Origin of the sequence: Aquimarina algiphila (genome assembly GCF_007489275.1) — a bacterium.
Classification (GTDB): Bacteria; Bacteroidota; Bacteroidia; order Flavobacteriales; family Flavobacteriaceae; genus Aquimarina; species Aquimarina algiphila.
In genome coordinates this window covers 1-25191 of sequence record NZ_VLNR01000038.1, presented here as the reverse complement: position 1 = coordinate 25191, position 25191 = coordinate 1, and the positions used below count along the sequence as shown (strand labels likewise).

General features: G+C 33.0%; 39 protein-coding genes, 1 tRNA gene and 1 pseudogene. 5 read left to right on the top strand and 36 right to left on the bottom strand.

Going from position 1 to position 25191, the window contains the following annotated elements; genetic code table 11:
- Positions 1-24: 24 nt before the first annotated feature.
- Positions 25-1338, top strand: a complete 1314-nt coding sequence (gene rseP, locus FOF46_RS17305) for an RIP metalloprotease RseP (RefSeq protein ID WP_109437890.1) — start codon at positions 25-27, stop codon at positions 1336-1338.
- Positions 1339-1462: 124 nt separating this feature from the next.
- Here the strand turns inward: rseP and FOF46_RS31635 are convergent, their stop codons facing one another.
- Positions 1463-1624 carry a hypothetical protein gene (locus tag FOF46_RS31635; RefSeq protein WP_160114280.1) on the bottom strand — a complete coding sequence of 54 codons (162 nt, stop codon included), beginning with the start codon at positions 1622-1624 and terminating at the stop codon, positions 1463-1465.
- A gap of 276 nt (positions 1625-1900) precedes the next feature.
- Here FOF46_RS31635 and FOF46_RS31630 point away from each other — a divergent pair, with 276 nt between their 5' ends.
- Both FOF46_RS31630 and FOF46_RS17300 read left to right on the top strand, forming a co-directional pair.
- Positions 1901-2068, top strand: a complete 168-nt coding sequence (locus FOF46_RS31630) for a hypothetical protein (protein WP_160114279.1) — start codon at positions 1901-1903, stop codon at positions 2066-2068.
- Between the two features lie 273 nt (positions 2069-2341).
- Positions 2342-2415 (top strand) — tRNA-Asn (locus FOF46_RS17300).
- 177 nt (positions 2416-2592) lie between these two features.
- On the opposite strand, the gene FOF46_RS17295 is transcribed toward FOF46_RS17300, so the two are convergent.
- Together FOF46_RS17295 and FOF46_RS17290 are read right to left on the bottom strand one after the other, a co-directional pair.
- Entirely contained in the window at positions 2593-3177 is a 585-nt protein-coding gene (locus FOF46_RS17295; RefSeq protein WP_143917328.1) for a hypothetical protein, read from the bottom strand.
- 44 nt (positions 3178-3221) lie between these two features.
- Complete coding sequence (locus FOF46_RS17290; RefSeq protein WP_143917327.1) at positions 3222-4292, bottom strand: Fic family protein; 1071 nt, start codon at positions 4290-4292, stop codon at positions 3222-3224.
- Between the two features lie 351 nt (positions 4293-4643).
- Here FOF46_RS17290 and FOF46_RS32570 point away from each other — a divergent pair, with 351 nt between their 5' ends.
- Positions 4644-4919: a tyrosine-type recombinase/integrase gene (locus tag FOF46_RS32570; RefSeq protein ID WP_143917360.1), complete on the top strand. Its 276-nt coding sequence runs from the start codon at positions 4644-4646 to the stop codon at positions 4917-4919.
- A gap of 21 nt (positions 4920-4940) precedes the next feature.
- On the opposite strand, the gene FOF46_RS17280 is transcribed toward FOF46_RS32570, so the two are convergent.
- The 17 genes and pseudogenes from FOF46_RS17280 to FOF46_RS17195 form a co-directional block, all read right to left on the bottom strand.
- Complete coding sequence (locus FOF46_RS17280; RefSeq protein WP_143917326.1) at positions 4941-5171, bottom strand: hypothetical protein; 231 nt, start codon at positions 5169-5171, stop codon at positions 4941-4943.
- Positions 5172-5204: 33 nt separating this feature from the next.
- The gene (locus FOF46_RS17275; RefSeq protein WP_143917325.1) at positions 5205-5603 is read right to left on the bottom strand and encodes a hypothetical protein; all 399 of its coding nucleotides are present in this window, start codon (positions 5601-5603) and stop codon (positions 5205-5207) included.
- 89 nt (positions 5604-5692) lie between these two features.
- The gene (locus tag FOF46_RS17270) at positions 5693-6106 is read right to left on the bottom strand and encodes a hypothetical protein (RefSeq protein ID WP_143917324.1); all 414 of its coding nucleotides are present in this window, start codon (positions 6104-6106) and stop codon (positions 5693-5695) included.
- A gap of 21 nt (positions 6107-6127) precedes the next feature.
- Complete coding sequence (locus FOF46_RS17265) at positions 6128-6328, bottom strand: hypothetical protein (protein WP_143917323.1); 201 nt, start codon at positions 6326-6328, stop codon at positions 6128-6130.
- A gap of 29 nt (positions 6329-6357) precedes the next feature.
- A complete protein-coding gene (locus FOF46_RS17260) occupies positions 6358-6681 on the bottom strand; it encodes a hypothetical protein (RefSeq protein WP_143917322.1) in 324 nt (107 codons plus the stop codon).
- 73 nt (positions 6682-6754) lie between these two features.
- The gene (locus FOF46_RS17255; protein ID WP_143917321.1) at positions 6755-7834 is read right to left on the bottom strand and encodes a hypothetical protein; all 1080 of its coding nucleotides are present in this window, start codon (positions 7832-7834) and stop codon (positions 6755-6757) included.
- 197 nt (positions 7835-8031) lie between these two features.
- Positions 8032-8712, bottom strand: a complete 681-nt coding sequence (locus FOF46_RS17250) for a GNAT family protein (protein WP_143917320.1) — start codon at positions 8710-8712, stop codon at positions 8032-8034.
- Between the two features lie 81 nt (positions 8713-8793).
- Positions 8794-9717, bottom strand: a complete 924-nt coding sequence (locus FOF46_RS17245; protein WP_143917319.1) for a hypothetical protein — start codon at positions 9715-9717, stop codon at positions 8794-8796.
- Between the two features lie 11 nt (positions 9718-9728).
- The gene (locus FOF46_RS17240) at positions 9729-9998 is read right to left on the bottom strand and encodes a hypothetical protein (RefSeq protein WP_143917318.1); all 270 of its coding nucleotides are present in this window, start codon (positions 9996-9998) and stop codon (positions 9729-9731) included.
- Positions 9999-10012: 14 nt separating this feature from the next.
- The gene (locus FOF46_RS17235) at positions 10013-10330 is read right to left on the bottom strand and encodes a hypothetical protein (RefSeq protein ID WP_143917317.1); all 318 of its coding nucleotides are present in this window, start codon (positions 10328-10330) and stop codon (positions 10013-10015) included.
- A 48-nt stretch (positions 10331-10378) separates the two neighbouring features.
- Positions 10379-11275 (bottom strand): hypothetical protein, encoded by an 897-nt coding sequence (locus FOF46_RS17230; RefSeq protein WP_143917316.1) that lies wholly within the window; start codon positions 11273-11275, stop codon positions 10379-10381.
- Between the two features lie 53 nt (positions 11276-11328).
- Complete coding sequence (locus tag FOF46_RS17225) at positions 11329-11817, bottom strand: hypothetical protein (RefSeq protein ID WP_208746791.1); 489 nt, start codon at positions 11815-11817, stop codon at positions 11329-11331.
- Positions 11818-12073: 256 nt separating this feature from the next.
- Positions 12074-12748: a hypothetical protein gene (locus FOF46_RS17220; protein ID WP_143917314.1), complete on the bottom strand. Its 675-nt coding sequence runs from the start codon at positions 12746-12748 to the stop codon at positions 12074-12076.
- Between the two features lie 57 nt (positions 12749-12805).
- Positions 12806-13012 (bottom strand): hypothetical protein, encoded by a 207-nt coding sequence (locus FOF46_RS17215; RefSeq protein ID WP_143917313.1) that lies wholly within the window; start codon positions 13010-13012, stop codon positions 12806-12808.
- Between the two features lie 127 nt (positions 13013-13139).
- Positions 13140-13829 (bottom strand): annotated as a pseudogene (locus FOF46_RS17210) (recombinase family protein).
- A 151-nt stretch (positions 13830-13980) separates the two neighbouring features.
- A complete protein-coding gene (locus tag FOF46_RS17200; protein ID WP_244299644.1) occupies positions 13981-15135 on the bottom strand; it encodes an antirestriction protein in 1155 nt (384 codons plus the stop codon).
- A gap of 92 nt (positions 15136-15227) precedes the next feature.
- The gene (locus FOF46_RS17195; protein WP_143917309.1) at positions 15228-16145 is read right to left on the bottom strand and encodes a DNA adenine methylase; all 918 of its coding nucleotides are present in this window, start codon (positions 16143-16145) and stop codon (positions 15228-15230) included.
- Between the two features lie 240 nt (positions 16146-16385).
- On the opposite strand from FOF46_RS17195, the gene FOF46_RS17190 reads away from it, so the two are divergent.
- On the top strand, positions 16386-17195 hold the full coding sequence (locus FOF46_RS17190; protein ID WP_143917308.1) for a hypothetical protein: 810 nt from the start codon (positions 16386-16388) through the stop codon (positions 17193-17195).
- A gap of 68 nt (positions 17196-17263) precedes the next feature.
- On the opposite strand, the gene FOF46_RS17185 is transcribed toward FOF46_RS17190, so the two are convergent.
- From FOF46_RS17185 to FOF46_RS31625, 16 genes are all read right to left on the bottom strand, one after another.
- On the bottom strand, positions 17264-17494 hold the full coding sequence (locus tag FOF46_RS17185) for a DUF4248 domain-containing protein (RefSeq protein WP_244299643.1): 231 nt from the start codon (positions 17492-17494) through the stop codon (positions 17264-17266).
- Positions 17481-17678 carry a hypothetical protein gene (locus tag FOF46_RS17180; RefSeq protein WP_143917307.1) on the bottom strand — a complete coding sequence of 66 codons (198 nt, stop codon included), beginning with the start codon at positions 17676-17678 and terminating at the stop codon, positions 17481-17483. Before FOF46_RS17180 ends, FOF46_RS17185 begins: the two co-directional genes overlap by 14 nt.
- Positions 17675-18337, bottom strand: coding sequence for a hypothetical protein (locus FOF46_RS17175; protein ID WP_143917306.1), 663 nt, complete (start codon positions 18335-18337; stop codon positions 17675-17677). Before FOF46_RS17175 ends, FOF46_RS17180 begins: the two co-directional genes overlap by 4 nt.
- 16 nt (positions 18338-18353) lie before the next feature.
- Positions 18354-18833, bottom strand: coding sequence for a CHAP domain-containing protein (locus FOF46_RS17170; RefSeq protein ID WP_244299642.1), 480 nt, complete (start codon positions 18831-18833; stop codon positions 18354-18356).
- 35 nt (positions 18834-18868) lie between these two features.
- A complete protein-coding gene (locus tag FOF46_RS17165; RefSeq protein WP_208746790.1) occupies positions 18869-19261 on the bottom strand; it encodes a hypothetical protein in 393 nt (130 codons plus the stop codon).
- Between the two features lie 38 nt (positions 19262-19299).
- On the bottom strand, positions 19300-20301 hold the full coding sequence (locus FOF46_RS17160; RefSeq protein ID WP_143917304.1) for a peptidoglycan-binding domain-containing protein: 1002 nt from the start codon (positions 20299-20301) through the stop codon (positions 19300-19302).
- 5 nt (positions 20302-20306) lie between these two features.
- Positions 20307-20735: an annexin gene (locus tag FOF46_RS17155; RefSeq protein ID WP_143917303.1), complete on the bottom strand. Its 429-nt coding sequence runs from the start codon at positions 20733-20735 to the stop codon at positions 20307-20309.
- A 1-nt stretch (position 20736) separates the two neighbouring features.
- Entirely contained in the window at positions 20737-20919 is a 183-nt protein-coding gene (locus tag FOF46_RS17150; RefSeq protein WP_143917302.1) for a hypothetical protein, read from the bottom strand.
- Positions 20920-20966: 47 nt separating this feature from the next.
- Positions 20967-21803 (bottom strand): hypothetical protein, encoded by an 837-nt coding sequence (locus FOF46_RS17145; protein ID WP_143917301.1) that lies wholly within the window; start codon positions 21801-21803, stop codon positions 20967-20969.
- On the bottom strand, positions 21787-22122 hold the full coding sequence (locus tag FOF46_RS17140; protein ID WP_143917300.1) for a hypothetical protein: 336 nt from the start codon (positions 22120-22122) through the stop codon (positions 21787-21789). Before FOF46_RS17140 ends, FOF46_RS17145 begins: the two co-directional genes overlap by 17 nt.
- A gap of 86 nt (positions 22123-22208) precedes the next feature.
- On the bottom strand, positions 22209-22511 hold the full coding sequence (locus tag FOF46_RS17135; protein ID WP_143917299.1) for a hypothetical protein: 303 nt from the start codon (positions 22509-22511) through the stop codon (positions 22209-22211).
- 12 nt (positions 22512-22523) lie between these two features.
- Complete coding sequence (locus FOF46_RS17130) at positions 22524-23045, bottom strand: hypothetical protein (RefSeq protein ID WP_143917298.1); 522 nt, start codon at positions 23043-23045, stop codon at positions 22524-22526.
- A 21-nt stretch (positions 23046-23066) separates the two neighbouring features.
- Complete coding sequence (locus FOF46_RS17125) at positions 23067-23471, bottom strand: hypothetical protein (RefSeq protein ID WP_143917297.1); 405 nt, start codon at positions 23469-23471, stop codon at positions 23067-23069.
- Between the two features lie 47 nt (positions 23472-23518).
- A complete protein-coding gene (locus tag FOF46_RS17120; protein ID WP_244299641.1) occupies positions 23519-24142 on the bottom strand; it encodes a hypothetical protein in 624 nt (207 codons plus the stop codon).
- A gap of 95 nt (positions 24143-24237) precedes the next feature.
- Positions 24238-24837 carry a hypothetical protein gene (locus FOF46_RS17115; RefSeq protein ID WP_143917295.1) on the bottom strand — a complete coding sequence of 200 codons (600 nt, stop codon included), beginning with the start codon at positions 24835-24837 and terminating at the stop codon, positions 24238-24240.
- A gap of 58 nt (positions 24838-24895) precedes the next feature.
- Positions 24896-25191 (bottom strand): hypothetical protein (locus tag FOF46_RS31625; RefSeq protein ID WP_167571870.1); only part of this gene is annotated, 296 nt, incomplete at its 5' end.

Here is a 25191-nt window from a genome sequence, read left to right as displayed (position 1 = left end):
TGATTTAATTTTGAAGAACGACCTATGAGTCCATTTTTTGTAAAAGCTATACAATTACTATTAAGTTTATCTATTCTAATCGTTTTACACGAATTAGGACACTTTATTCCTGCTAAACTATTTAAAACGAGAGTAGAGAAATTTTACTTATTCTTTGATGTAAAATTTTCATTATTCAAGAAAAAAATAGGGGAAACCGTATATGGTATTGGTTGGCTGCCTCTAGGAGGTTATGTAAAGATAGCTGGTATGATAGATGAGAGTATGGATAAAGAGCAAATGGCTGGTCCTCCTCAACCTTGGGAATTTAGATCTAAACCAGCTTGGCAACGATTGATTATTATGCTCGGTGGTGTTACTGTTAATATCATTCTTGGGTTTTTGATTTATATGGCAATAATATTCACTTGGGGAACTAATCATGTAGGTTTTGATGATATGCCAAATGGATTTGCCATCGAAGACTCATTTAAAAAAATGGGGTTTGAAGACGGGGATCGCATCATGAGTGTTAATGGCAAACCTCTTGAAGATGTTACCCAAATTAACCATCACTTATTCATGCGTGATGTAAAAAACATTAGTGTTTTACATCAAAACGGAAGTGAAGAAACTATTCAAATTCCTGAAAATATTGGTACTACAATGTTTGAATCTGGTGTATTAAGGCCTTTCTCCCCTATTAATAAGCCTATTGTAGATAGTACATATCTTGATGTTGCTGTTAAAGCAGGATTTAAAAAAGGAGATAAAATAACACAGGTAGAAGGAAAACCAATACAATATTGGCACGAGTTTAGAAAAACAATCCAAGAAAATAAAGGAAAAACAATCTCTATAGATTATTCAAGAAATGGTGAAACTCATACAACTTCGATAACTCCCAATGAAGATGGGCTCATAGGAATTGTTGTTAGGAATGGATATAAAATTCAGGAAAAACAATATTCTTTTGGAGCGAGTATTACCAAAGGTTTTGATTTTGGATACTGGACATTGCACGATTATATTGCTCAATTTAAATATGTTTTTACAAAAAAGGGAGCTAGTCAGGTAGGAGGATTTGGAGCCATAGGAAATCTATTCCCAGACGCATGGAACTGGAGAGCTTTTTGGGGCACAACTGCTTTTATTTCGATTATATTAGCCTTTATGAACATTTTACCTATTCCTGCATTAGATGGTGGTCATGTAATGTTTTTATTGTATGAAATTATTGCGGGTAGAAAACCAAATGACAAATTTATGGAGTATGCTCAACTAGCAGGGTTTATTCTATTAATTGCATTATTATTATTTGCTAACGGTAATGACATTTATAGGGCAATTTTTAAATAATACCCATTCATCAAAAAAATAGAACTTTCAACAAAGCTTCTATAATTTGATTCTATAAAAATTAAAAAAAGCTATTTCCTATAAAATGGAAATAGCTTTTTTGCATCACTTTGTTTTCTAACGACTAAGAGTATCCGATAGCCCCATCATCCCAACTAAGAACACTGCTACTGTTTAATCTTGCAAAGTTAATTCCACCCCACAGTTCTACCCAGAAACCACCATTTGCATTTTTGGTTTCATTAAAATTCAATTCTTGTACTCCAAAATCTTTTACATCTTTCATAAAATTTATTTTTATTATTAAACATTATTTTTTCTGAAAAATCACATTGCGCACTATCATTTCTCATGGTGCTAAAGTAGAATGGCAATGTCTCAAATCCCGGGATTGCTATTTAAAATTTAATTTAACGTGTGCCTGTATCATAAATTATCTTAACTACACCTTCATTTTTTAACAGCGTCTCAGCATTTGAGATCAACCAGCATTAGATTTACACCAGTTATCCGCAAAGCGGTAAACGTAGTAAGATAATATAAACAGTAAATCAATTAAAAGATGAAAAATTCAACAAATGTAACCGAGTTAACAAGTGTAGAAGTTAAGCATATTAACGGTGGAACAGAACCATATACAACAAGTGTATATGATGATGGATCTCAAAATGGTTGTACAAAACCGGGGCACTTTCCTATTCCTTACCCTACAACACCTATTTTATACTAAGAGATTTTATTTCCTAAAAAAACAAGAGGTAGGCAATCTTTAATTAGGAGATATGATCTTATATAAACCTTCGGCTAAAAATAATTAGTCGGAGGTTTTTGAATTGTAATCATTCTTGAACAAAATGCCATTTTTACATGATGATATCCCTTATTTTATCCAATAGAGGAAAAATAATTCTAAAAAATCGAAAAAATCTTTTCGAGATATAAAAAATAGTATATATTTGCACTCGCAAAAAGAGAAAAACGCTCTATATTTGCAAAAATAAATTCCTCCTTAGCTCAGTTGGTTAGAGCATTTGACTGTTAATCAAAGGGTCCTTGGTTCGAGCCCAAGAGGGGGAGCTTAACACTCAAAGAGTTACGATACAAAATCGTAGCTCTTTTTTGTTTTTAGGCGGTTTTTACCAAGATTTGCTTGCATTTTGCTTGCATTTCGTGGTTTTATATGAATTATTATGGTCTTAATTAGTTGAAAATTGAGCTATGTAACATATTCTAAAGGTGAAAAAGCAATATTTTTCACATATTTCTAACTTCTAACCATTTAATTACTCTATAGTACGAAGTTTTAGAAAAACCAAATTCATGGCAAATCTTATCTATATTCATCTCAGGGTTCGTGATTTCAATATATTTTTTAATTTCAAGAGTTTTTTGAATAGATTCTTCGCTTGGTCTATTTCGCCTACCCGATTTAACTTTCTTTTTATAATACACACTATTTTTAAGCTCTCTCAAATTAAAAAGAACATCTTCATTCTCTAAAAATTCCATTCCTTTTTTTGTGCTAATTACCCTAGAAGTCAACGAAGAAATGATATCCTCATCATACTCTCGGATATAGTTGTAAACAAAAATGGATACATTATACTTTTTATAATCTTGCACTAATACTTTACTACCTATTAATTCGAGAATACGGGTTCTTTCTTTACTAATGAAATCATCCTTCTCAACTATAATCACTTTGGGTTTGGGGCTTTTTATATACTTTCTACTATCTTCCCATTTCTTTTCAGCAATAAAATAAACAAGAGTATCTACCTCTTTTTTTGTTGCCAAACGTAATTCGAAATCATATTTATCTTTAAGGTCGTTAATCATAGCTTTGATTTATTATTTAACTCTAAACTATTATTTATTTTTGATTACTTTTTTTTGATAAGTGTATCCATTAACAAAGGATTGATATAGTAATTACTCTTTCCTAATTTATGTTTATGAACAATAGCATCATTAGCTAATTTATTTAAATAATTAGAGGCAGTAACACGACTTATTTTTAAATCCTCCATCAGAAATTCGATTTTGGTATATGGCAATTTAAAAAGATGATTCAATAGCTCTTGACTATAAAACTTATAATTATCCCTCAGAATATTTTTCATGCGCATCATATCTCGTTTTATATCATTAATAATATCAATAGTATATAATGCAGTTTCCTCAACAGCTTTTATCATAAATAAAATCCATAGCTCCCAATTATCATGATCACGCACTTCTTGTAATAACCGATAATAATCTCCTTTATGCTGAATAATATATCTGCTTAGATATAAAATGGGAATATCTAATAGTTCTTGCAGTACTAAATAAAGGATATTAATAATTCTTCCCGTTCGGCCATTTCCATCATAAAAAGGGTGTATGCTTTCAAACTGAAAATGTATAATTGCCATTTTTACAATTGGATCATAATCTACTAATTCATTGTCATTAATAAACTCAACCAGATTTTGCATTAACTTTTTTATTTCATCAGCACTTTGTGGAGGTTCATACACAATCTCTCCTGTTTTCTGATTTTTAAGATTGGTGCCTGGTAATTTTCTAAAACCTGCGTTGTTCCTCTCTAAGGTTTCCTGAATTTCAATAATACTATTACTACTAAGTATCTTTTTATGCGATACTATAGCAAACCCACGTTTAAGTGCCTGGCTATAGTTTTCAACCTCTTTAGCGGCTGGGGAAATAAACCCTTCAAAACCTAATGAACTTTTGTATAACTCATCATGTGTCGTAACAATATTTTCTACCTCAGAACTATCCTTTGCTTCTTGAAATGTTAATGTATTAATTAATATTTCTTGTCTTGGTATGGATTGGGCAACTCCTTTAAGTTCGGCAAGTGCACGATGTGCTGCAGAAAGATTCTTAAGTACTCTTTTGGTTTCCGGATCTTTATCATATGGAAGATTTGAAGGTTTCCAACTCATAACAACAATTTATAAATTTCTTTACACGTTCACTATTTCATGTAAAGATAATCTGATTTTCTTTACATGTTATGGTTCTTATGTAAAGATTTTTCGGTTTTCTTTATATGAGATCCAAATCTGAAGAGAGTTATCTACTAAAAACTTGTGGAATACCTCACATTCCAGTTTTTGAATTTTCTGTAACTGATTCAGAAATATCTTCTGCAGTTCCTATAATACTTTTATTGAAAATATTACACTTAATTCCTGTAATGCCATATCTGTTTTTGGAGATAATGACGTAATTGTTTTTGAAGCTGTTATCTATTTTTATAATCTCAATATTAATTCCAGAATCAAAAAGTAGAGCTGAAGAATCCCAGGGATATCGAACGAAAAATAAATGCTGCAGCAGGAAAATTTAATGTACATCTAAAGAAGATTGCCAAACAAGCAGAAATCGATAAAAAGATTACCAATCATATCTCCAGGCATAGTTTTGGTAATATTGCAGGATCCAATATTCCCGTACAAATGTTACAAAAATTATACAGACACTCACATTTGAGCACCACAATTAGTTATCAATCTAATTTCGATCATACAAAAACTGATGAAGCATTGAATAACGTATTGGATTTTTAATTTTAATCGTTTGTTTAGACTTCAGTTATCATTTTGATTAATAATTTCTGTTATTTTGTATTCACCTAAAGCGCCTAACTTTTTAAAATTAAGTGAATCAACTAACCTAACTTCTTCTGTCCTAATTCCATTTCTACCAGGTAATTCAACATCACATTTTATATTGGATATTAGTAAATCAATATGTGATCTTAATTCGTTAGGTGTTTTCCCTATAAAAAGGGACAAATCAATTATTAATTTATTTTCCATCGTTTTATTTATACTTTTATGATAAGAGTTAAATTAAATATTTGGTGACTTCGAAAATATACCTGAAGCTCCCGTTTCATCAACTTCATACTCCGTTTTTTTTAAGATACTTTGTTGTGCAACATTTTTTATTTCCACTTTTCTTGGAACTCTATTCCGTTGTATAAAACCAGACATTTTTTTATCGGGTGTTAATGATTTATATCGACTTTTAACATATGGTCTTGCACCATCAGTTGGATGAAATTTCTCATTTAAATACTCAATCTCATCATTATATAATTCACGTACAGTTCCATCATTATTTACATATACATATTCAAATCCATTTTCTTGTGGGCGCAATGGAATAAAATATCTCAAATAGACAATTCCTATACTTAGAAGAATTACTCCTATAACAACTCCGATTATGATAAATAAAATACTCATTGTCAATTATAATGAATTAAACCTTTTTTTAACAATCATTTTATTGAACTTTTATTTTAACATCTCGACATCTTGTTAGCGTTTGTTTTTTAATATTCCTCGTTCAGTAATTTTTGAAATCTCCAATCTGCAACTTTTCTGATTCTCATCATTCTATCAGCTAATTCCGGATTGTATGAGCATCTAGATTTATCAAACCCAATCCAATTAGGAAAATATTTTTTAGCCATTTCAAAAATTTGTTTGTCAAAACCCTTGGAACGCATAACCCCGACATCGTTTTCAGACCCCACAACTAATTCCATTCTATGATGAATTACATACTTAAATGCATCTGTTAGATGATGATTCCTTACCTCCCACAAACCTTCATCTTCCCAAATAAAGGCTCCAGACATTCCCTCGTGTTCCATTTTTGGATTAATGATGTTCGATTTTGTAGGTAACGAATTCTTGTTCTTTAAGAACGTTATCCAAATCCATATTTTCAAAATCAAATTCATCATCCTTTATTTGAACTTTTATTAGAGCCTTGTCAGAGCTTGTAGTTTATCAAGATAGATAATTTCAGTTTTGCCATAATTAAAATTACTGAACTTGAATGATTCGTTAGAGGGATTATATTCACCTTCGTAAGAACCATTAATCCCTTCTCCTTTTTCGTTTTGGATATAGATTAGATCTCCACGATTTAAATTAAGCTGCTTAAAAATATATACACTCATAGATTATCGTTTATTTGAACTTTATAAAATTATCCATTACCATAACCACTACCACCAGTTTTTAGTTTCAGGTAAAACTGATTTCCTGGATTTACATTATTTTCAAGAAATTTCTTTTCTAAATTCTTCAATGCTTGTTCAGTCACATTATTGGGATTCAAATTTTTCAACACCTCAATAAGTTGATCTTTATTTTTGAAATCAATAGTGGTTTCCACATCTTCATCATATCTGATAATTTCAAAATCAAAAAATTGCGCCAATGTGTAGGGCTTAGTTTCGGAATGTTTCAGATTGAGTTTCCTGCTTATTTCAGTGAATTTCTTTATTTTCCCTTTTATTAATTCTTCCATTGATTTATCGTTTTATTGAAATTTTTATTCTGTATTTTAATTCATGGGGCTTTAACATAGTAATGTATTCCTTTTATAAGAAAAAAATCAAAGAACCTGATACAATTCCAAGAAGTAAAAATGAAAAACAACCACTTTCAGTAGCTGGATTACCTATGCTAATGTTTAATTTTTTCAGCTCTTTATTAAAGTTTTTCTCCCAATTTTCAGGTACCTCAAAAACAACCATTTCTTCTTTTCCTTCAAGATCTTTAAGCACTTTTTTATCATCATTATCTATATATGAAATAATTTCTTCCAATCTATTAGGAATTTTCTTTAGTTTTTCCGCTTGAGATCCAAGTAAATTTTTCAATAACTCCAAAATTCGTTCGTAACGCTCCGGCACATTAGTGGAATATATTTTCTCTTCATGAGAAACGATAAGTTCTAAATTATCTCGGATTAGACAACAAATATGATGAATCTCTTTTAAATCTCCTTCTTCTCCTGGAGCTCCCCAGCTTTTGTTTAATTTGTCAATAAGCCCAACCATTGGTGGCACCAGCTTTCCCGATTCTTTCATCCTTTGACTTATCCAATCAGTCATTTCCTCCTCATCAATATGTTCTTGAAATTTAATGTAAAGCCCATCCTTTAAATCTTCTATTTTTCTAAGAATAGGGTCATTTAAATACCTCATTAGTTCTACGGTCAATTTATACTCCCAACCAATGGGTTTATCAATAATAATTCTCCTGACTAAAGGAGGATAATTTTTAAACTCTGATAGTTGTGAACTAAGCTGTTCTTGCCTAATTTTATCGGTTGCATTTCCTAGTTCGGAACTAATATATTTTTCATGTTCTTCTCTCCAAGCAAATAAAATATCACTAGAAAATTTTTGATAATCAGTATCTATCAATTTATGACAGTTTCTACATAGCCATACTCCATTTGTTATATTTGCTCTAGCCACATCAGTCATAATTGAAACATAGCGCTTTGATCTCGGGCGAGCACCATAAATATGAGCCGCTTCTCCAATTACTGTCGATTTATTTGGATCTTCATTCGGACCAACCGTTTGCGTTCTGCAATCTGGATTCGAGCATAAATATGCCGCTCTTTTAGCCAAAGTACTAATCGTTTTATTGTTAAAATCAGGAGCCATATATTCAGTTTACCATAATTATCCAATCGTTTATTTGAACTTATCTTTTATATTGGTTATTAAATAGTGGAAAAGAATTGACGCTCCAATAATTATTGGCACATGCCACCATTCAGTAATTTTACTATTATATTTTAAAAAATAGGTCATCGATTTATTAAACTTTAAAGTCTTACGGTGTTGGCTTTTAGTTTTTTTTATTCAGATTGTTCATATTCCCAAATTAAGTTTTCTATTTTCCAAGTATGACTTTTAACTTCTTTTGATAATTCAAGCAATTCGTTATCATCTTCATATGCCATTAAAAGTTCGTCACTTACTTTTCTTAAAATTTGAGATGCATAATTTACTCGTTTTCTTAAAACTTGTATTCTTTCATTTCCAATTCGAGAATTTTGTTCATTTAGGTTTTCAAAACTCCAATCAAATTCCGATTTTTTTAATAAAAATTCTGTTTGTGTTTCATTCAATGAATTGAAACCTAGCTTTAATGCGACATTTTTTGAATTCGCATAATTTTTTTCTCCAATTTCCAATTTAACAGTTATTCTCTGTTCTTCTCGTTCATAAAAAATGTAAGGCAAAATGGTTTCTTTAAGAGCTTTAGTCAGTAGCCCTTTTTTTCTCTCCTCTGGAATAACATACCAATGTAAATCAGAATTCATATCTAATACAGCACTTACATAAACTCCCAAATTGTTTTTAATAAAGAAAAACCTGTACGAACTGGAATTGCTAATAGAGTCGTTTTCTTTTGGCTGTTCACACCAAACTTTTCCAATTACTATTGTTTCATTAATTGGTCTGATGAAAATCGATTCCTGTACTTTTTTATTGTTCAAACGATCAATATATTTCTTAATTTCTTTTTCCGTCATATTTTATCGTTTTATTGAGCTTTTATTTTACTCTTATACCAGCAAAACATTTCCGCGTTACATGGATTCGTAATGTCCGTTCTATTTGTTCAAATCTAAAAATGTTATAATTTCTGTTTTTACTTTTTCTAAGCTATTTATATGTCCTTCTATTTCTTCAAAATGAGCTCTTGTAACTGTTTCCATGTCTATCCAAGCAGCATTTACCTCATTAGTTACATCTGAAACCTCAATAGCATCTTCATCAACAGGAATATATTGTTTAGTTATTTCGATAAGTGGCATTATAAACAGTTCGATTAACTTTTCCCTAATAACCACCTGATTTTCATTTAATAAATCCGGATTAGACAAAACAGCTTGGACGTGATGAAAATACCTTTCTGCAAATTCATTATGTCCAAAGTTAATTTGAAAACCTTGAGGACTTCGTATAACATCTATTGCTCTTCTATTACTAATTTCGTGGAACATTCTATACATCAGCTTTCGGTATAAATAGAATCTTTTTTCTAAGGTAGTATATCTAGAAATATAAGTCCTTACGGAATCCCTCAAAGAATGTCGAAAATCGTTTAAAGAGTACAGTGCTGCAAAAAGGCTATTTACTTTTTCTATACCATCTTCCTTCTTAAATCCGATAGCTTCATAAATATGCTTTACATCTATAAATTTTAAGAAGTCGACTTGTACATCTGGATTAAATTCTAAACTGAAGTTTTGCCCTTCTTTGTATTTTTTGAGCCCTTTCAATTGACCATCTATGGCTAGATTTAATTGCCCTAAATTGTTTTCAAAAAGTTTAACTTCAGATTTAATAAGTTCCTTCTGATCTTTTTCTTTATCCTTTTTATCTCTTCTGTAACCTCGTTCTCCAAGGTAATATGCAAGCCATAAGCTTAATATGGTTAAAACAAGAGAAAGTATATCAAACCAATTTTGAGAAAAAAACCAAAAGCCGGTCATTTTTTCCGCTTCTTGAATTATTAAATTGAAATCAAACATTTATCGTTTATTTAAACTTTTAGATCTTCAATATGTTCATTTAATTTTCTCATAATTTCGGTAATATCTTCTTGTAATAATTCTTCTGAAGTTTTATCATAAACGATAAATACTTGTTCTTCACTATCAAAATATAAATCTAAAAAACCGTGATGATCAAGATTATCAAGAAACTCCTTTGCAATACACATTAGATCAGCTTCTGGAGAAGGCCAGTTGTCTTTACTATGAGGTATATCGTTTTTGTATGGGATTAAATCGGTACTTATTTTGTTTCTCATCGTTTTATTGAACTTTAAGTATTTAGAATTCTATCCATCTCTTGTTTACTAATATTGAATAAAACTACTTTATTCCCCCAATAAATGTTTGTTAGAAAACAAGCTACATTGTCTATTATATTAAGATTTTCATTTGAACCCTTGTATGATACTTGCATTGAATAACCATTTCCATAACTGTAGATATTAAAAATAATACCGCCTGGGAAACAATCTATTAACTTTTTAAAATTTGATCCCAACAATTCTTGTAACTCACTTGCATAAATTTCTGATTTTTTTTCTACTGGATAGAAATCTGGATAATCATTATATTTTTTAGGCTTTTCCATCGTTTTATTAAACTTTCCTGTTTCTTTGTTTATGAAATACAATAATCATTAGGTATCCTGAATCAAATATCCAACAATTTTGCTTTCAGGTTCTATAAAAACATATAAATCACCACTCCCCCAAAATTGTAAAAATTGATGATCTCGTATTGATAAACTGTTGTCATTCAGAACATCCGACTCTTTAACTTTTACAGACTCCGTTGTACTGATTTGACATACAAATTTCATTTTTTTGCCATTCTTCGGACATCGAGGTATTTCTGGATGCTGAATCCAAAATGGAACTCCAGCGATACCATTATACCAATATTCAAAATCTAAATCATTTAAGTCATTCACAATCTTAATTGACTTAGCCTTTAAATTCGATCTTTCAAATCTGTGTACCAGATTCTTATTTATTTCTCCGTAGGGATAATCAATTATATAATCCGTTTGACACACACTAGGTGCTAAAGGATTAGAATAGTCTAAAAACAGATAATCACCTATCCCGGTAAATAATGGATAAGTCAGATATAGTTCATCAAATGGTAGCCATTTAAAACTTTCATCTTTTTTGGACAATTTTCCAATTAATTGAAACGGAGACCTTATATCATCACAATTAGGTTTTAAGAATTTGGTGAAATCAATTTCACCTAAACAACTATTTTCCTCCTTTTCAGAATGAATAAGAAAATTAATTCTGTTTTTAGGAATATCTTGGTATTTAATACAATTTAAATTATCCTGTAATCGAGTTTCTATATTGTTTAATTCATCAATCTCCACTATTTTAATCAGATTTTTATTACAATATATCAGTTTAGTACTTATATTCCCTGTCTGCTTTAATATATCAAATTCATCTTTGTAAATCCCTTGAGTATCTATTATATCTAGTACTCGTTCTTTTTCATAGATGTTAATATTGTAACCTAAAATATAATGTTCTTTCATTGAATTGATCGTTTTATTGAACTTTTAATTTTATGGGGTTGTTGGCGCAACAGTTACTTTTGTTGGGTATCGTTGATTACCCTTCCTTGTTTAATCAGCCACATACCTTGTGCTTGCCCATAATATAATCCGTATTGCTTTTCATCTAATCCGATTACAGCTAAATATTCACTTGTACAATTATTACATTTAATAAAAGAATATGTTGGAGTTCCTCCATAGATCATATTATATGAGTTTTTAAATAATTTACTTGATATTACAATTTTATTTTCCTCAATATCTTCAGGTAATAGAATCTTATTTTCTACTATTTTTTCAAAATCATCACGGAGCCTATCCCTAAGATTTATCTTAAAACAAGATTTCTCGCAAAAGGGACATACATATCTAAAATTAATAGTATCTCTATCTGCAAGATCAAAATCACCCTTAAAGAATACATTATCAAATTTACTCTTAGAAGAAAATACCTCCTTTATAATTTTAATTGTCTTTTCTGGTTGAATAAAGTCAAAATCACAATTTAAATCAATATTCATTTCATTATTATTACTATTAACGCAACCTATAATAAGCAAAATAGTCAAAGTTGATATTATAATTTCGTATTTATTGAAAGATTTCATAGGTAATTCTTTAATATATTAATCTCGAATCTTTGTCTTGGCCATAATTTTAAACCAAGTATAGTATTATAATTTTGTAAATCTGTTTTTGGTGATCTATTTTTAATGAGGACTTATTAAGTTTTGATATTTTTTTCATCGTTTTATTGAACTTTAACTTTAAGGATTCTTATTTTATTTTTCTTGTATATCCAGCATCTCTCAAATAAACTGAGCCTGATAAGTACCCTTGATTTCTAATATCTCTATGAATTTGCTCAATATCTTCAGGTATTTCCTTATTTATTAGCCAATTAACATCAAAACCGTTTTGAATAGCAGTCTTCATTAAATAATCATTCTCGGAAATTAATTGCCCCAATTCTTCTAAATCATCATAAAACTCCATCCATAAATCTTCATGCAATTTTTGTATTAGAATAAGTATCTTAAAAGCTCTTGCTATTATATACAGACAGAACTTCCTTGCTTTTCCGTGTGTATATGATAAAACATCTCTGTTTTTTAGAGTTAATGTATGCATTAACATTAACAGGTTTAAACTGACTTCTCCGTATTTATCCTTCGTAACTTTTACATGTTCAGTTATTTCTCCACTAAGATCTCTTATATACATCATCAAGTATCCAGGTGTAGAGTCGTATTTTGAAAAATGCTCTATTCTACTTAATATTCTTTTCTCTATGACCTGTCGTTTATCTTCAGCAGTTCTATCATCTAATAATTCAAAATACAAGCGGTTAGCAAGGTTTAAATCTTTTTTTAACAAACGCAGTATTAATTTATCCTTTTCATCTGATGGTAAATGGCTGATTGCCTTTTTAAAATCTTTATCAAATTTCATTTGTGTTAAATTTAAACGTCTTAAAATTCTTTTATTACTTGTTATTTCATCGTTTATTTAGACTTTAGTTATACTATTGATTGTAACAGAAAAACTTTCCGTAGTTGCAGAAACATTTATGTTCTTATTTAAATTAGTTTCTTCTAGAGATGAAACCAGTTTTAAAATTTCTGGTGGAATTAGTCTTTCCAAACTTGATAAATCACCAGTTCCTCTTTCTTTAAAAGAACCATCATTGTAAAATATATTATACTTGTATTCCATTGCTATTTCTTCTGTTCTTATATCTATGCTTTAATCTTTTTAAAAAACAAAGAATCTCTTACCCAGAGTTAATCCGGATAAGGGGTAATTAGCATGATTACGTTAATTCTAAATTAAGGGTTTTTATTTAATTCTGGTTATTTTTCCCTCTTTTATTTATATGCTTTTTGCAATATGACTTGTGCATATCCTGATCTTTATCCCAAAACATAGTTTTGCAAATAACACAATTTCTGCGACCGCGATGAGCTAAATATTTGTATAAAGTTGCTTTGGAATTAATATCAACTAGTTTCATAATTTCAGAAATAGAAAGTTGATTTTTTTCATCTCGATAGTAGTTTTCAGCTAGGATAGCTTTTGCTTCTGCCTTCTGACCAAGTCCTTTTCGTCTACCAATAACAGCGCCTCTTCTCCGCGCACTTTCCTGTTCAGCCAATATTCTTTCCACAATAATATTACGCTCCATTTCGGCAACCGCACTAAAAATAGTTAGTACAAATTTTCCGTGAGTAGATATTGTATCAATAAAAGGTTCCTGTAAACTTCTAAAGCCAACTTCCAATTTTTCAAATTCATCAACAAGTTTTAGCATATGAGAAACACTCCTTGCGATTCGATCCATCTTTCAAACAATGACTACGTCTTCTTCTCGTAACTTACTTAAAAGTAAATCAAGGTTTTTTCGATTTGCTTTTGCTCCGGAAGAAACATCATTATAAATATTCTTTTCTTTTACTCCTGCTTTCAGCAAAGCGTCGATTTGCAAATCAAACTTTTGGGAAGGAGTACTAATACGTGCATATCCAAATAACATACTAGTTCATTTAAGTGTTAATTGGTAAACTTATGAAATGAACCGCTTTATTGAACGGGATAGGTTTTATTCTTCTGTTTCTGACCAAAAGTTCAATAAAACGACCAATTTTTTAAGCCTTTGAATTGATAATAATTAACTTATTTTTTTGTCAGAAAACTTCTATAATATTTTTAGTAAAAATATTGTACTTAACTCCTGTAATACCATATCTGTTTTTGGTAGTAATGGCGTAGTTATTCTTAAACGTATCATCTGCTTTGATGATCTCGATATTAATCCCTGCATCAAAAAGTGGAGCTGTTCCTCCTCTTATTGTTTTTTGTGTAGTACGTTGAAAGATCACAATGAATATCGTATTAGGATGTTGCTTTCGTAAGCGATCAAAATCTTGTGATGGTAATCCTGTTTTGTTCCAACTATCGATAATGATCACATCAAAATCTTTGGTTGCATTCGAAATCGTTTTGTATCCATCCGGCAACTGATCTGTAATAAAAATATGATTTTGGTTTTTTGGTTGCAGATACTCTTCTTTCATTCGGGTAATCAGATCAGATTTACTACCAATTTCCAAGGAAAAAATAGCTACTTCATGTCCGATATCTGCAAAAGCATCTGCCAATTGATAGGTAAACCTGGTCTTTCCTCCGCCCTGATCTCCTTCTATGGTAATAGCTAATTCAAAACGTTCTATATCTCCCAACAGAACCCCTAAATCTCCGTTTAAGTTGAAGGTCTTGGTATTGTCCAAGTGGGATTGCATATTCATTGGAGAGAAAAGACCTGAAGCTCGTTTTGATGCTATTGTAATGGGGTTATCAATACTTCCTAGTCCTAGATCATTAGGTACACCAGAAAGATTAGTTTTTATAATTTTCCGTAGCCTTCTCAACCACTTTCTATTGATCACAATTTTTATAAGACTTTGAAAAAGTTGATCATTATGCAAGTGAATTAGTTTCTTCTGAATTAAGAGAATCTCATTTGCTACTGGAGAATTTCTAGTGATTTGCTTTTTTGAAATAGCGGTATGAAGATCAAAAATATAAGTTTTCAATTTCTCCTTGGTTTGCACTGTTCTATGCATATCCAGAAATCGTTTAATAAATTCGATTTCTAATACTGAAATTTCATCCTGAAGTGGTTCCTCTCTGGATAAATAGGCATTCAGATGTTCTAAATACATATCTATAGTTTCTCGAATGGTTGGTTCTGAATAGTAAAACGATTTAGCTTCTATAAAAAACCAATGTCCTTTTTGTAAAGCTTCAGGAAGTGTTTTTACCTGGACTTTATTCATCATCTTTTCATAGTTCTTCAAAGAAATAAGCGGCTTTTTCATCAGACAATAATACCGTGACTGACTTTGTTGCTTTCGGGATGATTCTGATTGAGTTAGGATGAGTCTTTTTTTGCAAACATTAATTGTAATCGCATTGCTTGTGATTTTATTCCTAAAATTTCTGGCCTCATTATTCCAGAGAGATGATTCGTCATATTTATGATATCATAATTAGCAGTTAGAACTTCGATCTTTTTTTTCTTAGTACGCTCGGTCACGGCGATTCTTTTTTCTAGGGACTTGTGGAACCAATTATTACTTTTTGTATACTTTTCTAGTATATTAGATGGATAACTGCTCAACAAAAATTTTCCTTTGATGGTACTCAGTAGTTGTAATAAATCTGTAAAATCCTTTTCTGAATATCCTTTATAATGGCCCATATCAGAATTAAAATATGGAGGGTCAATATAAAAGAAAGTCTCTTTTGTATCCCTACTTTTAATTACCTTGAGTGCATCATTACATTCGATATCTACTAAATCCAATCGTTCACAGATTTCCTTAGTAAAGGCCTGTTTTTTATTAAAGATTGTTTTTGAAACCCCATTTGTTTTTCTCTCATAGGCATATCCACCAAATATTCGTGCCGAAAAACTCATATTGGTTTGTACCCAAAAAGCCCAAGCTCGTTTTACATTGTCTTTTTCTGTATCACCTTTTAAAATTCTTGCAGCTTGGCTATGTAACTTTCTGCTATGAGGTGTCGCCTGGATTAATTTGTTTAGTTGAGTAAATTGAAGTTTACAGACTTGATAAAAGTTAACCACATCCCCATTGAGGTCATTAATCACTTCTGTAGAACTCGGATCTTTGGCAAAAAAGACAGCAGCTCCTCCTACAAAGGGTTCACAATACAAATTATGCGTTGGTATTAGTGAAAGGATGAGTTTGGTTAATGCTTGTTTACCTCCATAATAGGTGATTGGAGTTTTGGTTGTTTTGCTTAGGCCATTTAATGGAGGTAGCATTATTGTTTTTTAACAATAATAAAGCAAAACAAAAGATTTATTTCGGTTTAGGTTTTAATTTAAGTTCATTTTTATATTTTTGAGATATAAGGGGTGATTCACCATTAGGAAGAATCTTGAGGAATCAAGCGAACGAATCGCAATTATTAAATTTTATAATAAAAAGAGATCCATCTGGTCATGAGTTAATTTCTTCCTACTCGATGCCAGACTACAAAGATGTATCTTAAATTTTTTATTATGAATAAACTTCACATTAATGACATTAAAAATGTCACTGTAAACTACGTTAAAAAATTATTCCCTAATGAGCAAAGGTCGGAAATTTTAAAATCTCTATTAAAATCTTTGGGATTTAAAAATATTGGACACTTAAAGAAAGAGTTAATTGTAGATGATGACAGTTATATAACCGAAACTAAGGGTGACTCTTTTAGTAATGCCGCTTATACCATTGCATGTGGGATATTAGTTTATAATCCGTATACCCTAATGTCCAAATTTAATATTAGTTACCAACAAGCCATTGCCATAAAAAAAGAAATAGATACTCCTGTGGATTCTAGATCTTATTACGATGGTAATATTATTCACTCAGATCTTTCAAGAGTTTATTACGGAGTGCAAAAAACAGAAGACAAAAGTAGTTTTAGAATAATGGCGGATTGGCCTCTACGATTTTATGCAAAATTACATAAGAATCAAATAATTGAATATAAAGGAAATTATCATGCCACAAGTTTTTTTGGCTTTGATGGCTTCAGTATTAGCGACGCAACATATTTTAAAAATCAAAAAAACCTATTTAAGTATTTAGAACAATTTATAGAGTATTTTCTAAAGTATAATAATGTTGCGTTTTTTGGTGGAGCAGTAGCATATCGAGAGGAAGATGAATCAGGGTATTTTGATTTATTGCTAGATACTTTTGATCATTATATTGTAGAATCTCCTTTTAGTTTTAGTGATCATGACAAAAAAATGATAATCATTCCCAGCACAAAGCCAAAACCTATATATGAATCAGACTTTGTACTAAATAATTATTGATGATATAGATGAAACATGTAGGTTTAAAACACCGTTTATATACCTGTTTTGACTATGTATTTTCTATGTCAAGGTTCCCCCAACCTTTCAAATAAAAAACGCACCACCTCTGGTCTCAGGAGTTTGGTGCTTTTTTTGTAGCCAAATTTTTGTAATTCTTCTAAATAAGTATGGATCCAGGAAGAGAAGGTTTTGGTGCATACACTATATAAAGCTGCCAACTCATATTTATAATAGGCTTTAATCTTTATAGGTTCTTCTCCTTCAAAATAAACACTTTGCAATTTAGTTCCCTCCATGGTTATGATTTTTTTTAGTTACACTTTCATGAATCAATTCCTCTCCAAGCACATTACCCAAAAAGCCACCAATCAGGATAAACGGATAGGTTTCTTTGGGAGCGTATTTTTTGGCAATTATAAAACCCAGCATACTACCCATCAATGCTAATCCTGCTTTTTGAGTGTTTTTAGATACCTTCATGAATTCATTCTATTTAATAGAAACAACCCTCCCGCTGCCAGTACAGATCCCCAGGCAATTTTACTTAATCGTCTTCTACGCTCATCCCTAAAATCCACTAAGGTTACTGTAAACCTATTTCCATATCGTTTTTGGTGTTCCTTAGCAATATTCATAAACCTTTTAAAATCTTCAGCATTAGCAAATACCAGGCAACCAGCTGAGAAATCATCAATGACTTTGGTAGTTCCTTGTTTTCTTGCTCTATGGATATTGATTCCAAATTTTCCAGTATCCTGAACTCCCGATTCAAACCATTTAAATAATCCTTTTCTTTCATAATCCCGGATCACACTTACTTCATTTCGTTGCACAAGTGCTTTATATACTCCTCGATGCAATCCTATACTATGGGAGTCTATATATTGTCCTTTCTTTAGAAATGCAGTCCCTTGCGAGTGCATTGGGTTTTCTAGCCAATACTGTCCAGGATCTGTAGTGGCTTTAAAGATATGATACACCCACCTCCCTTGATCATTTGTGTAGAATACGTGTATCTCATCATCGAACTGGTTACTACGAACAAAACGACTTCGATACCCAACAATGTTAACCTTATAAGGTTCCCTGTATATCTTATGCCCTTTGTTTCGTAATATTTGTAAACTTTTTGACAACATAAGTTTATGGTTTATTTCATTTTTGCCTGTCAGTGTTACTGACGAAGTTTGATACTGCCCATATTTGCTTTTTTAGTCGTCGTTTTCTATACACACCATCACCTTCTCTGGATCCGTTATCGTTGGTATTGCCTTCTACAGTTACAACCCATTTGTCTCCCCAATGATCCACAAATCCAATATGTGCCGGACGCTTCAGTTTATGATACCATATCATAAATACATCACCAGTTTGTGGTTTTTGTTTCTGAAACTTTCCCCTTTGGTAAATCCGTTTACGTTGCAGAGCATAACTGGGCACCCAGCCACTTTTGGGAGCTTCCACTCCTGCATGCTGATAACACCAACTCACGAACGCAGCGCACCAAGCCAGAGAATGACCTAGCCCAACACTTTCCAAATACATTTCCACAGAAGCTCCTCTATTTTCGCCTCCAACTTCACGAACCCCCACTTGAGAATCATACAATTCCTTTACACATTGTCTAAGTTCCATTTCACTATTAATGACTTCTTGGAGGCTTTGAAGATTTACAGCGTCCTGGCTAAAAAGGTGACTGCAAATAAGAATGCAAAGAAGATAAACGTAGATAACTTTAGTTTTTGCCATGGTGTTATGGTTTTAAAATCGTTTCTAAACTGATGATCAAGGTATTCTTCTGATGTAGGCCAGATAAGTTTCATGAGTATCCGTACAATCCCGTGAAGGATAAAAATACCTATGATCGCAAAAAGATACACTTGAAATATACCTGCATCATAAGTTCCTGCTGTTGGATCAATCCAATGCAAAAAAGCTGCACTATGCACCCATAGGATCAGTCCTACGGCTAAAGAGGATAATTCCCGCCATACTTTTAGATATCCCCATATCGGAAGGTCATTATCAAAAATCCGTTTAAACCAATTGATTATTTTTTTCATGTTTTTACTTTTACATTTTTTATTTTCCGGTTTTTCATTTACAAAGAGGATAGATTCGCAGTAGGAGCAAATACAGTTTCTCCCGACTGTGTTAAAATCCGTGTCCTTCCATTCTCTATTCCTGTGATATATCCAACTACGGTATCAGGAGCTAATTCCGGAACAATAAGTGAACCATCCATTGCCTGAAGTAATGTAGGACGTTCTATAACGGCAAGGTTCCATTCCTGGGTGATTTGATTTTCTGTATTATCAAATGATCCAATAGTTCCTATTCCTGGAATAAACCATACTCCTCGCGTATTTTGTTTGAGTCCCATTCTTCTAAATTCTGCTCTAATCTTTACTTTCTCCAGTTCTTTATTTTTAAAAGCCACACTCAGTAGCGCATTGACAAGGGAAGTGACCCGTGTCCCCAGGATCCTTACATTCTGAAAAAATGCACTTACTTTTTTATATTGGCTAACAGAACTTATTTTCTTCAATCCATGTAGAACACCAAACAAATTTTGTTTGTTGGCAGCGACTATAATTTCATTGGCAATACTGGCGGGATGAAACCCACCAGCATTGGCAGTTCTTCCAACCAGGGTGGTAAAGGTAGTTGCTGTTATCACCGAAGGAAACCCTGCAGCTCGTAATGCCCGTTCTGTTCCTTTACCAAAAACTCCATCTACTTTACCATTTCTAAAGCTTGTTTCTTTTATCATCAGTGCAGGCTTTCCACCTTTAGCAAGGAGCGCTTCTTGTACCATCTGTACAAGTGATCCTCTAGCTCCTCTTTTTAATGGAAATTTGTCGCTAGCGACTCTTGGGAGAATAGGTTTGGTAATTATGGTCCCGGGAGGTATTGGAGGTATTGGCTTTTGTATACTCCTTTGATTGGCTGCCCGGTTACTGAAATATGTATAGGCCAGATATCCCAATCCTAGTACCAATCCTCCTCCTAAACCGTACATCAGTACTTTCTTCCTGGAAAGTGGCTTTTGGGTTATTTTATTTTTTGATTGTCGTTTTGCGACTGTTTTAGATTCCATCATTTTTTTCAAGTTTTTGAATTGATAATTTCCTGGGCAATGGCAAACTCTTCTGTAGAAAGCTCGCTTGTCAGGTCCGCAGATAAATTACTTCCGTATAAATCTTTATAGGCACGTTCTACTTTTCGCATCATAGCCGCATTAGGGATCTGTTCTATGGTATTAAATACGACCTCTTCATCTGTTCCCCAACCAAAGGCATTGTCATTTTCAAATGCCATCTTCAGACGAATTGCATAGTTCGCGGGATTGCCTGGTTGTAAAGCATGCCTCTCCCGGTTGTTCCGTTTAAACTTTCTGACCAAAGCCCGTATAGCAAAGAACATCCCAATACCCAATCCACTAGCTAGTAGGACTGTAGTTACATCTTTGCTTACAGATATTTTTGGTCTGTTTTTTATAGCTTCTACTGCTAGAGTTGCTGCAGGTAATGCCATATTACTTTTTATTTATTTTCATTTTAACCAGGTTCCTGATAAAAGCATCATTAAGGAACAATTTTTCCATATGAATAATGCCTTTGGCACCAAAATGCTTGTTCATCGTCTCAAAAGCCTTTTTGACTTGGTGCGCTTCTGTTTTGTCTTTTACTTCTAATCCTATGGTAACTTGTGCTTGCATAATTTTTTTATGTTTCTGAATTTTATATAGTATCTAAGAAGTCTTAGTTACTTAGATTCTTCATCTCTTTGTTCTTTCTTTTGCTGTAATTGATTGAGATAGTAGCCTATCTTTTGAATCAGGTTGTCATCTTCTTTGATCTGTTCTCCTAGTTGAATCATCAGTTGTATTACTTGTTCGAACTGCTCTTCTGTAAACAGCTCACTAAGATGCTCTAATACCTGAAGTAAATAGTCATTCTCCTCGCTATCATTTATATTTCTATCTGTCTCATTGAGACCTAATCTTCCCAAAGTGCCTGCAATCCCCTGCATTTGTTTGGGGTACTGTTTAGCCAGCCCGGAGATCGCTCCGGGAAGCAGGGCCTTTCCTAATTCTACAAATCCTAATTTCTTGACCAAAGCTTCGATTTCTTCCTGCTTGGCTTCTGTTTCTTTTTTGGCCTCTGAGAGGTTTTTTTCTAACTCTTTTATTTTATCGCTACGCATTGCGTAGGATTTTTTAAGCTCTTCAAAATCCCTTTTTTGCAGTTCCTCCTGGAGCAGGGAATGTACCTTATGATGTACCCCATTTAAAGTTTCCTGATTGTTCTTACTGATCTCTTCGAGCCTCTCCTGGAGCTTTTGGTTTTCTATGGATAACCGTTGGATGGTCAGCTGATCTTCTACTACATTGGTATGAGGTTTTCTTTCGTTTACAACAGGTAATGTTCTCACAGAATTATGCTCTGGTGATGGTGTTTTTAATACCTCGAGCTTCGACTGACCTTGTTCCATTTTGTATTTCACATAGGCACTCTCACTTTCAAACCCCATTCTTTCCATCTCTGCATATTGCGTATCATTTAACCGAACGGATCCGGGTTTTCTATGTCTTGCTTCCATCATCCTTTGTTTTTAAGATCACTTGTAAAAAGCGGATTTTACGTTGGTACTTCCTGGTATTGGTAATCTCAATACGATCTGCATGTTCATGAATATTTTCCCTGATCTCTTTAGTATACCAATTGTCATATCGTCCGTAATCAGATTTTACAACAAGGCCCCAATCAATATAAGTGACTAACCAGATTTCGTTATACGCCTGAAATTTTAGCATACCCATAGCAGGGATAATAAATTCCCTATATACGATCCTATAGTTCTTAAATCCCCGCTCTTTAACTCTTCTCTCTGCATACTGCAGTGCAAATTCCTCTCTCATAAGCATAACTTATTTTATTATCTCACGCCCATAGCGTGCACACATGGTGTGTTTTAGTATTGCACTCTTATGTAGAGGCATATGATTTATATTTTATTTAAATGCCCATTATGGGCTTCTGGGACTTCTTCAACCAATAACCATACTGTAACTTCATATGGGTATTCGGCTTTACCTTCATCTTCAAAAGTGGCATGGATATAATCTGTTGTTCCAGATTCAGCTACAGGGGTAATTTGATACTTTTCAGGAATATCAGAAAGCGTTAACTCTTCATCTGGTGTTAATGCCGAATCAATCATTACTGAAAATTTATCTTCAGAAGTGAGTTGATGTTCTTTATAAAAAATTCCTCTTTTCTGAAATAGAGATAGTGTTCCCAGGATCATCTTTTTTTGGTTTTAAGGTATGGGTGAGTTGAACGAGATAAAAGCATATCCATAAAAGGGGTAGCTCCACAAGTAATATTTTTCTGGAGTGCATTGTCCGGGTTGAAGAACATCAATAATGATTGGAGTTCTGGGTGTTGCCGGAATATCCCCTGAAGCAATAAAAGGAAAGATATCCGTTACCGGATGTGCATAATACCACCATCCTCCTACTTGCTCTTCTATGGTAACATTCCGGGGGTAGTTTGTTGTATATGTCGTTCCGGGATTGCTATCCAAAAAGCTAGTATCTTCCATTTTGGAAGGCAATACTCCATAATACAAACGGGATGGTCCGGGAACATCACTACATTTTTTCTGAACGTTGGATGTCGTCAATATTCCGATAACAGCATTAGTAGTAAAAGGAAGTTTGGCCTCTGCGTTTAAAAATTGATTTTCCGTGTGAATACTAAATTTTAATGGAACAAACTTCCTTCGCACTATAACACCAGTAGCATCCTGTTTATTGTCTAACTGAACTTTACACTTCATTTTTTCATTTTTAAATGTCTTTTAGAGACCTTCTTCAATAAGTATGATCAAACTAACCTTATATCCTTGTCCAAACGCAGCACTACTATGATCTTTATCCTGGTATCGAACCTTTACGGAAAGATCACCGGGTAATACATCTCCTAATTCAAAGAAGCGTTCCCTTGGAGCAACACTAAGCGAGGACATTAGTATTTTACTATCAAATCCATCTGGGAACAGTTCTTCTCCACCAATTTCAATACGTTGACTTCCGCGATAGTACAATCGATCCGGGTATTCTGAGATCAATTGTAATCCTTTGACCAGCTTAGTATGTTTTGGGAGTTCCAGATTATCAACGGTGAACAGCCCATTTGCCTTATCTACTTTAAAAGAAAAGGTGACTCTGCTCTCTTTGGTTTTTGGTTTTTCTTCGTTATTCATCTAAAGTGATATTTCATTATTATTTTAAATGTCGATTATCGACCGACCTATGCAGGGACAGTTGCCGTTCCTGCCAGTACTACTTTGATAAGGGCCTTCTCAGGAGCATCATCACCCAGTTCGATATTGAATTCGAATTCTTCATCATCACGAATAAAGCGGGGGCTTTCTAAAAAGTAGGTTCCTATATTGATCGTTGTATTGCCATCAGTAGCAAAATCTTGCATTGGACGCTCATCGATGATGATCTTTTTATTGGCAATTAGGGAGAATACCCCATTTTGTAATCCGCCTACTTTTTTGATACTGCCAAAATTAGTTTGTTTGATCACTTTCTTGAGCTCTGAATCACTCCCGGGAAGATCCCCTTCAATTTCTGAAGCTAACAGGATGATACGGTTACATAAAAACAAACGATCCTTCTGAAGCTTGGCTTGGGTCACATTGGTAATCCCAATCTCTTTAGCATCTTGGGTTTCAAACATATCAATATTGGCTTTATTCCCAGCAAACTTGATCGAATAATAGGCTGTATCTGCTAATTGTAACCTTCCTTCTTTAATCCCTGTGGCTACTTTGACCATAGCAGGATCAAACTTTTTGGCCTGATCCCGAAGTGAGATATGGGCATTCACAATTTCTAAAAACTGTGATCTTGAACTTTTTTTCATGGTATTCATGTTTTTTAGTATTAAGTATTTAGTAATGAGTCTTAAGTACAAAGTGTTAGGTACATTATTTTAGTACTGAATACTTTGTACTGGATTTACGCTACTGCATTGAGTTCGGAGATATCTTCAGCTCCATTGAGCTGGGTAATATCAATACTTCCAAAATCTGCCTCTCCCATTTCATCCTCCAGGCCTTCTACAAAATCCTCTTGTATATCAGCAGTTGGTATGGGTTCCCCAGCTTCAATCTTTTGGATAATTTCATCCACTTCGCTGGTATCAAAATCACCCTGATCTGCTACTTCAGATCCCATAAAGACCAAAGGGCGATCTTCCAGATTTCCAAGGGATAGCTTTTGTGCCATAGCAGGGGATAATTTATCGAGGTATAATTTTTTACCAATAGCTTTTAAAGAAGTAACGGCCCGATCTTTGGCTTGATCAAGGTTATCCGTAATCCCATCAATCCCATTAGTGGTTGCTTCTTTCTTGCCAAAACCATTGGAGAATGCCATTCCCACCCCTGCAGAAGTAATCCAGTCTTTACCGTAGTAGGCTCCTCCGAATATGGTCAATGCACCCAGTGCAAGGGAATATCTTCCTACTGCCGATCCGGCCACCATTCCCAATACTCCTGTAGTAAGATGTTTGCCTACTTCCAGAAGGCTATTTTTTGTATTTGCTTTTGATTTCATAATAAAACTTGTTTTTATGGCTTCCGTCAAAGCGGAATTCTCTTTTATGATTTGATTTCTATAATAATGCCTTCGGAATTAATTTCTCCGGGGCTTTTCTTTTAGCAGCTGTTCGTTTTCTACGTTGTGGACTATTGCCTTTGGTAAACCTTCCCAGTTCATCCCTTTGTGTTAGGTTTCGTTTGCCCTGTCCAATCCGTTTTTTCGGTGTCCCTGAAATAGGTTTTGCTGTTTTCTTCTTGTTAGAATTCACAGCAATGGCAATTCCGGTACCTACTACTGCCAATCCTCCTAAGACCAGTAAGGTCGTTTTATGCTTTTGTAAAAAACCTTTCTTTTCTTCAGATGACGTAT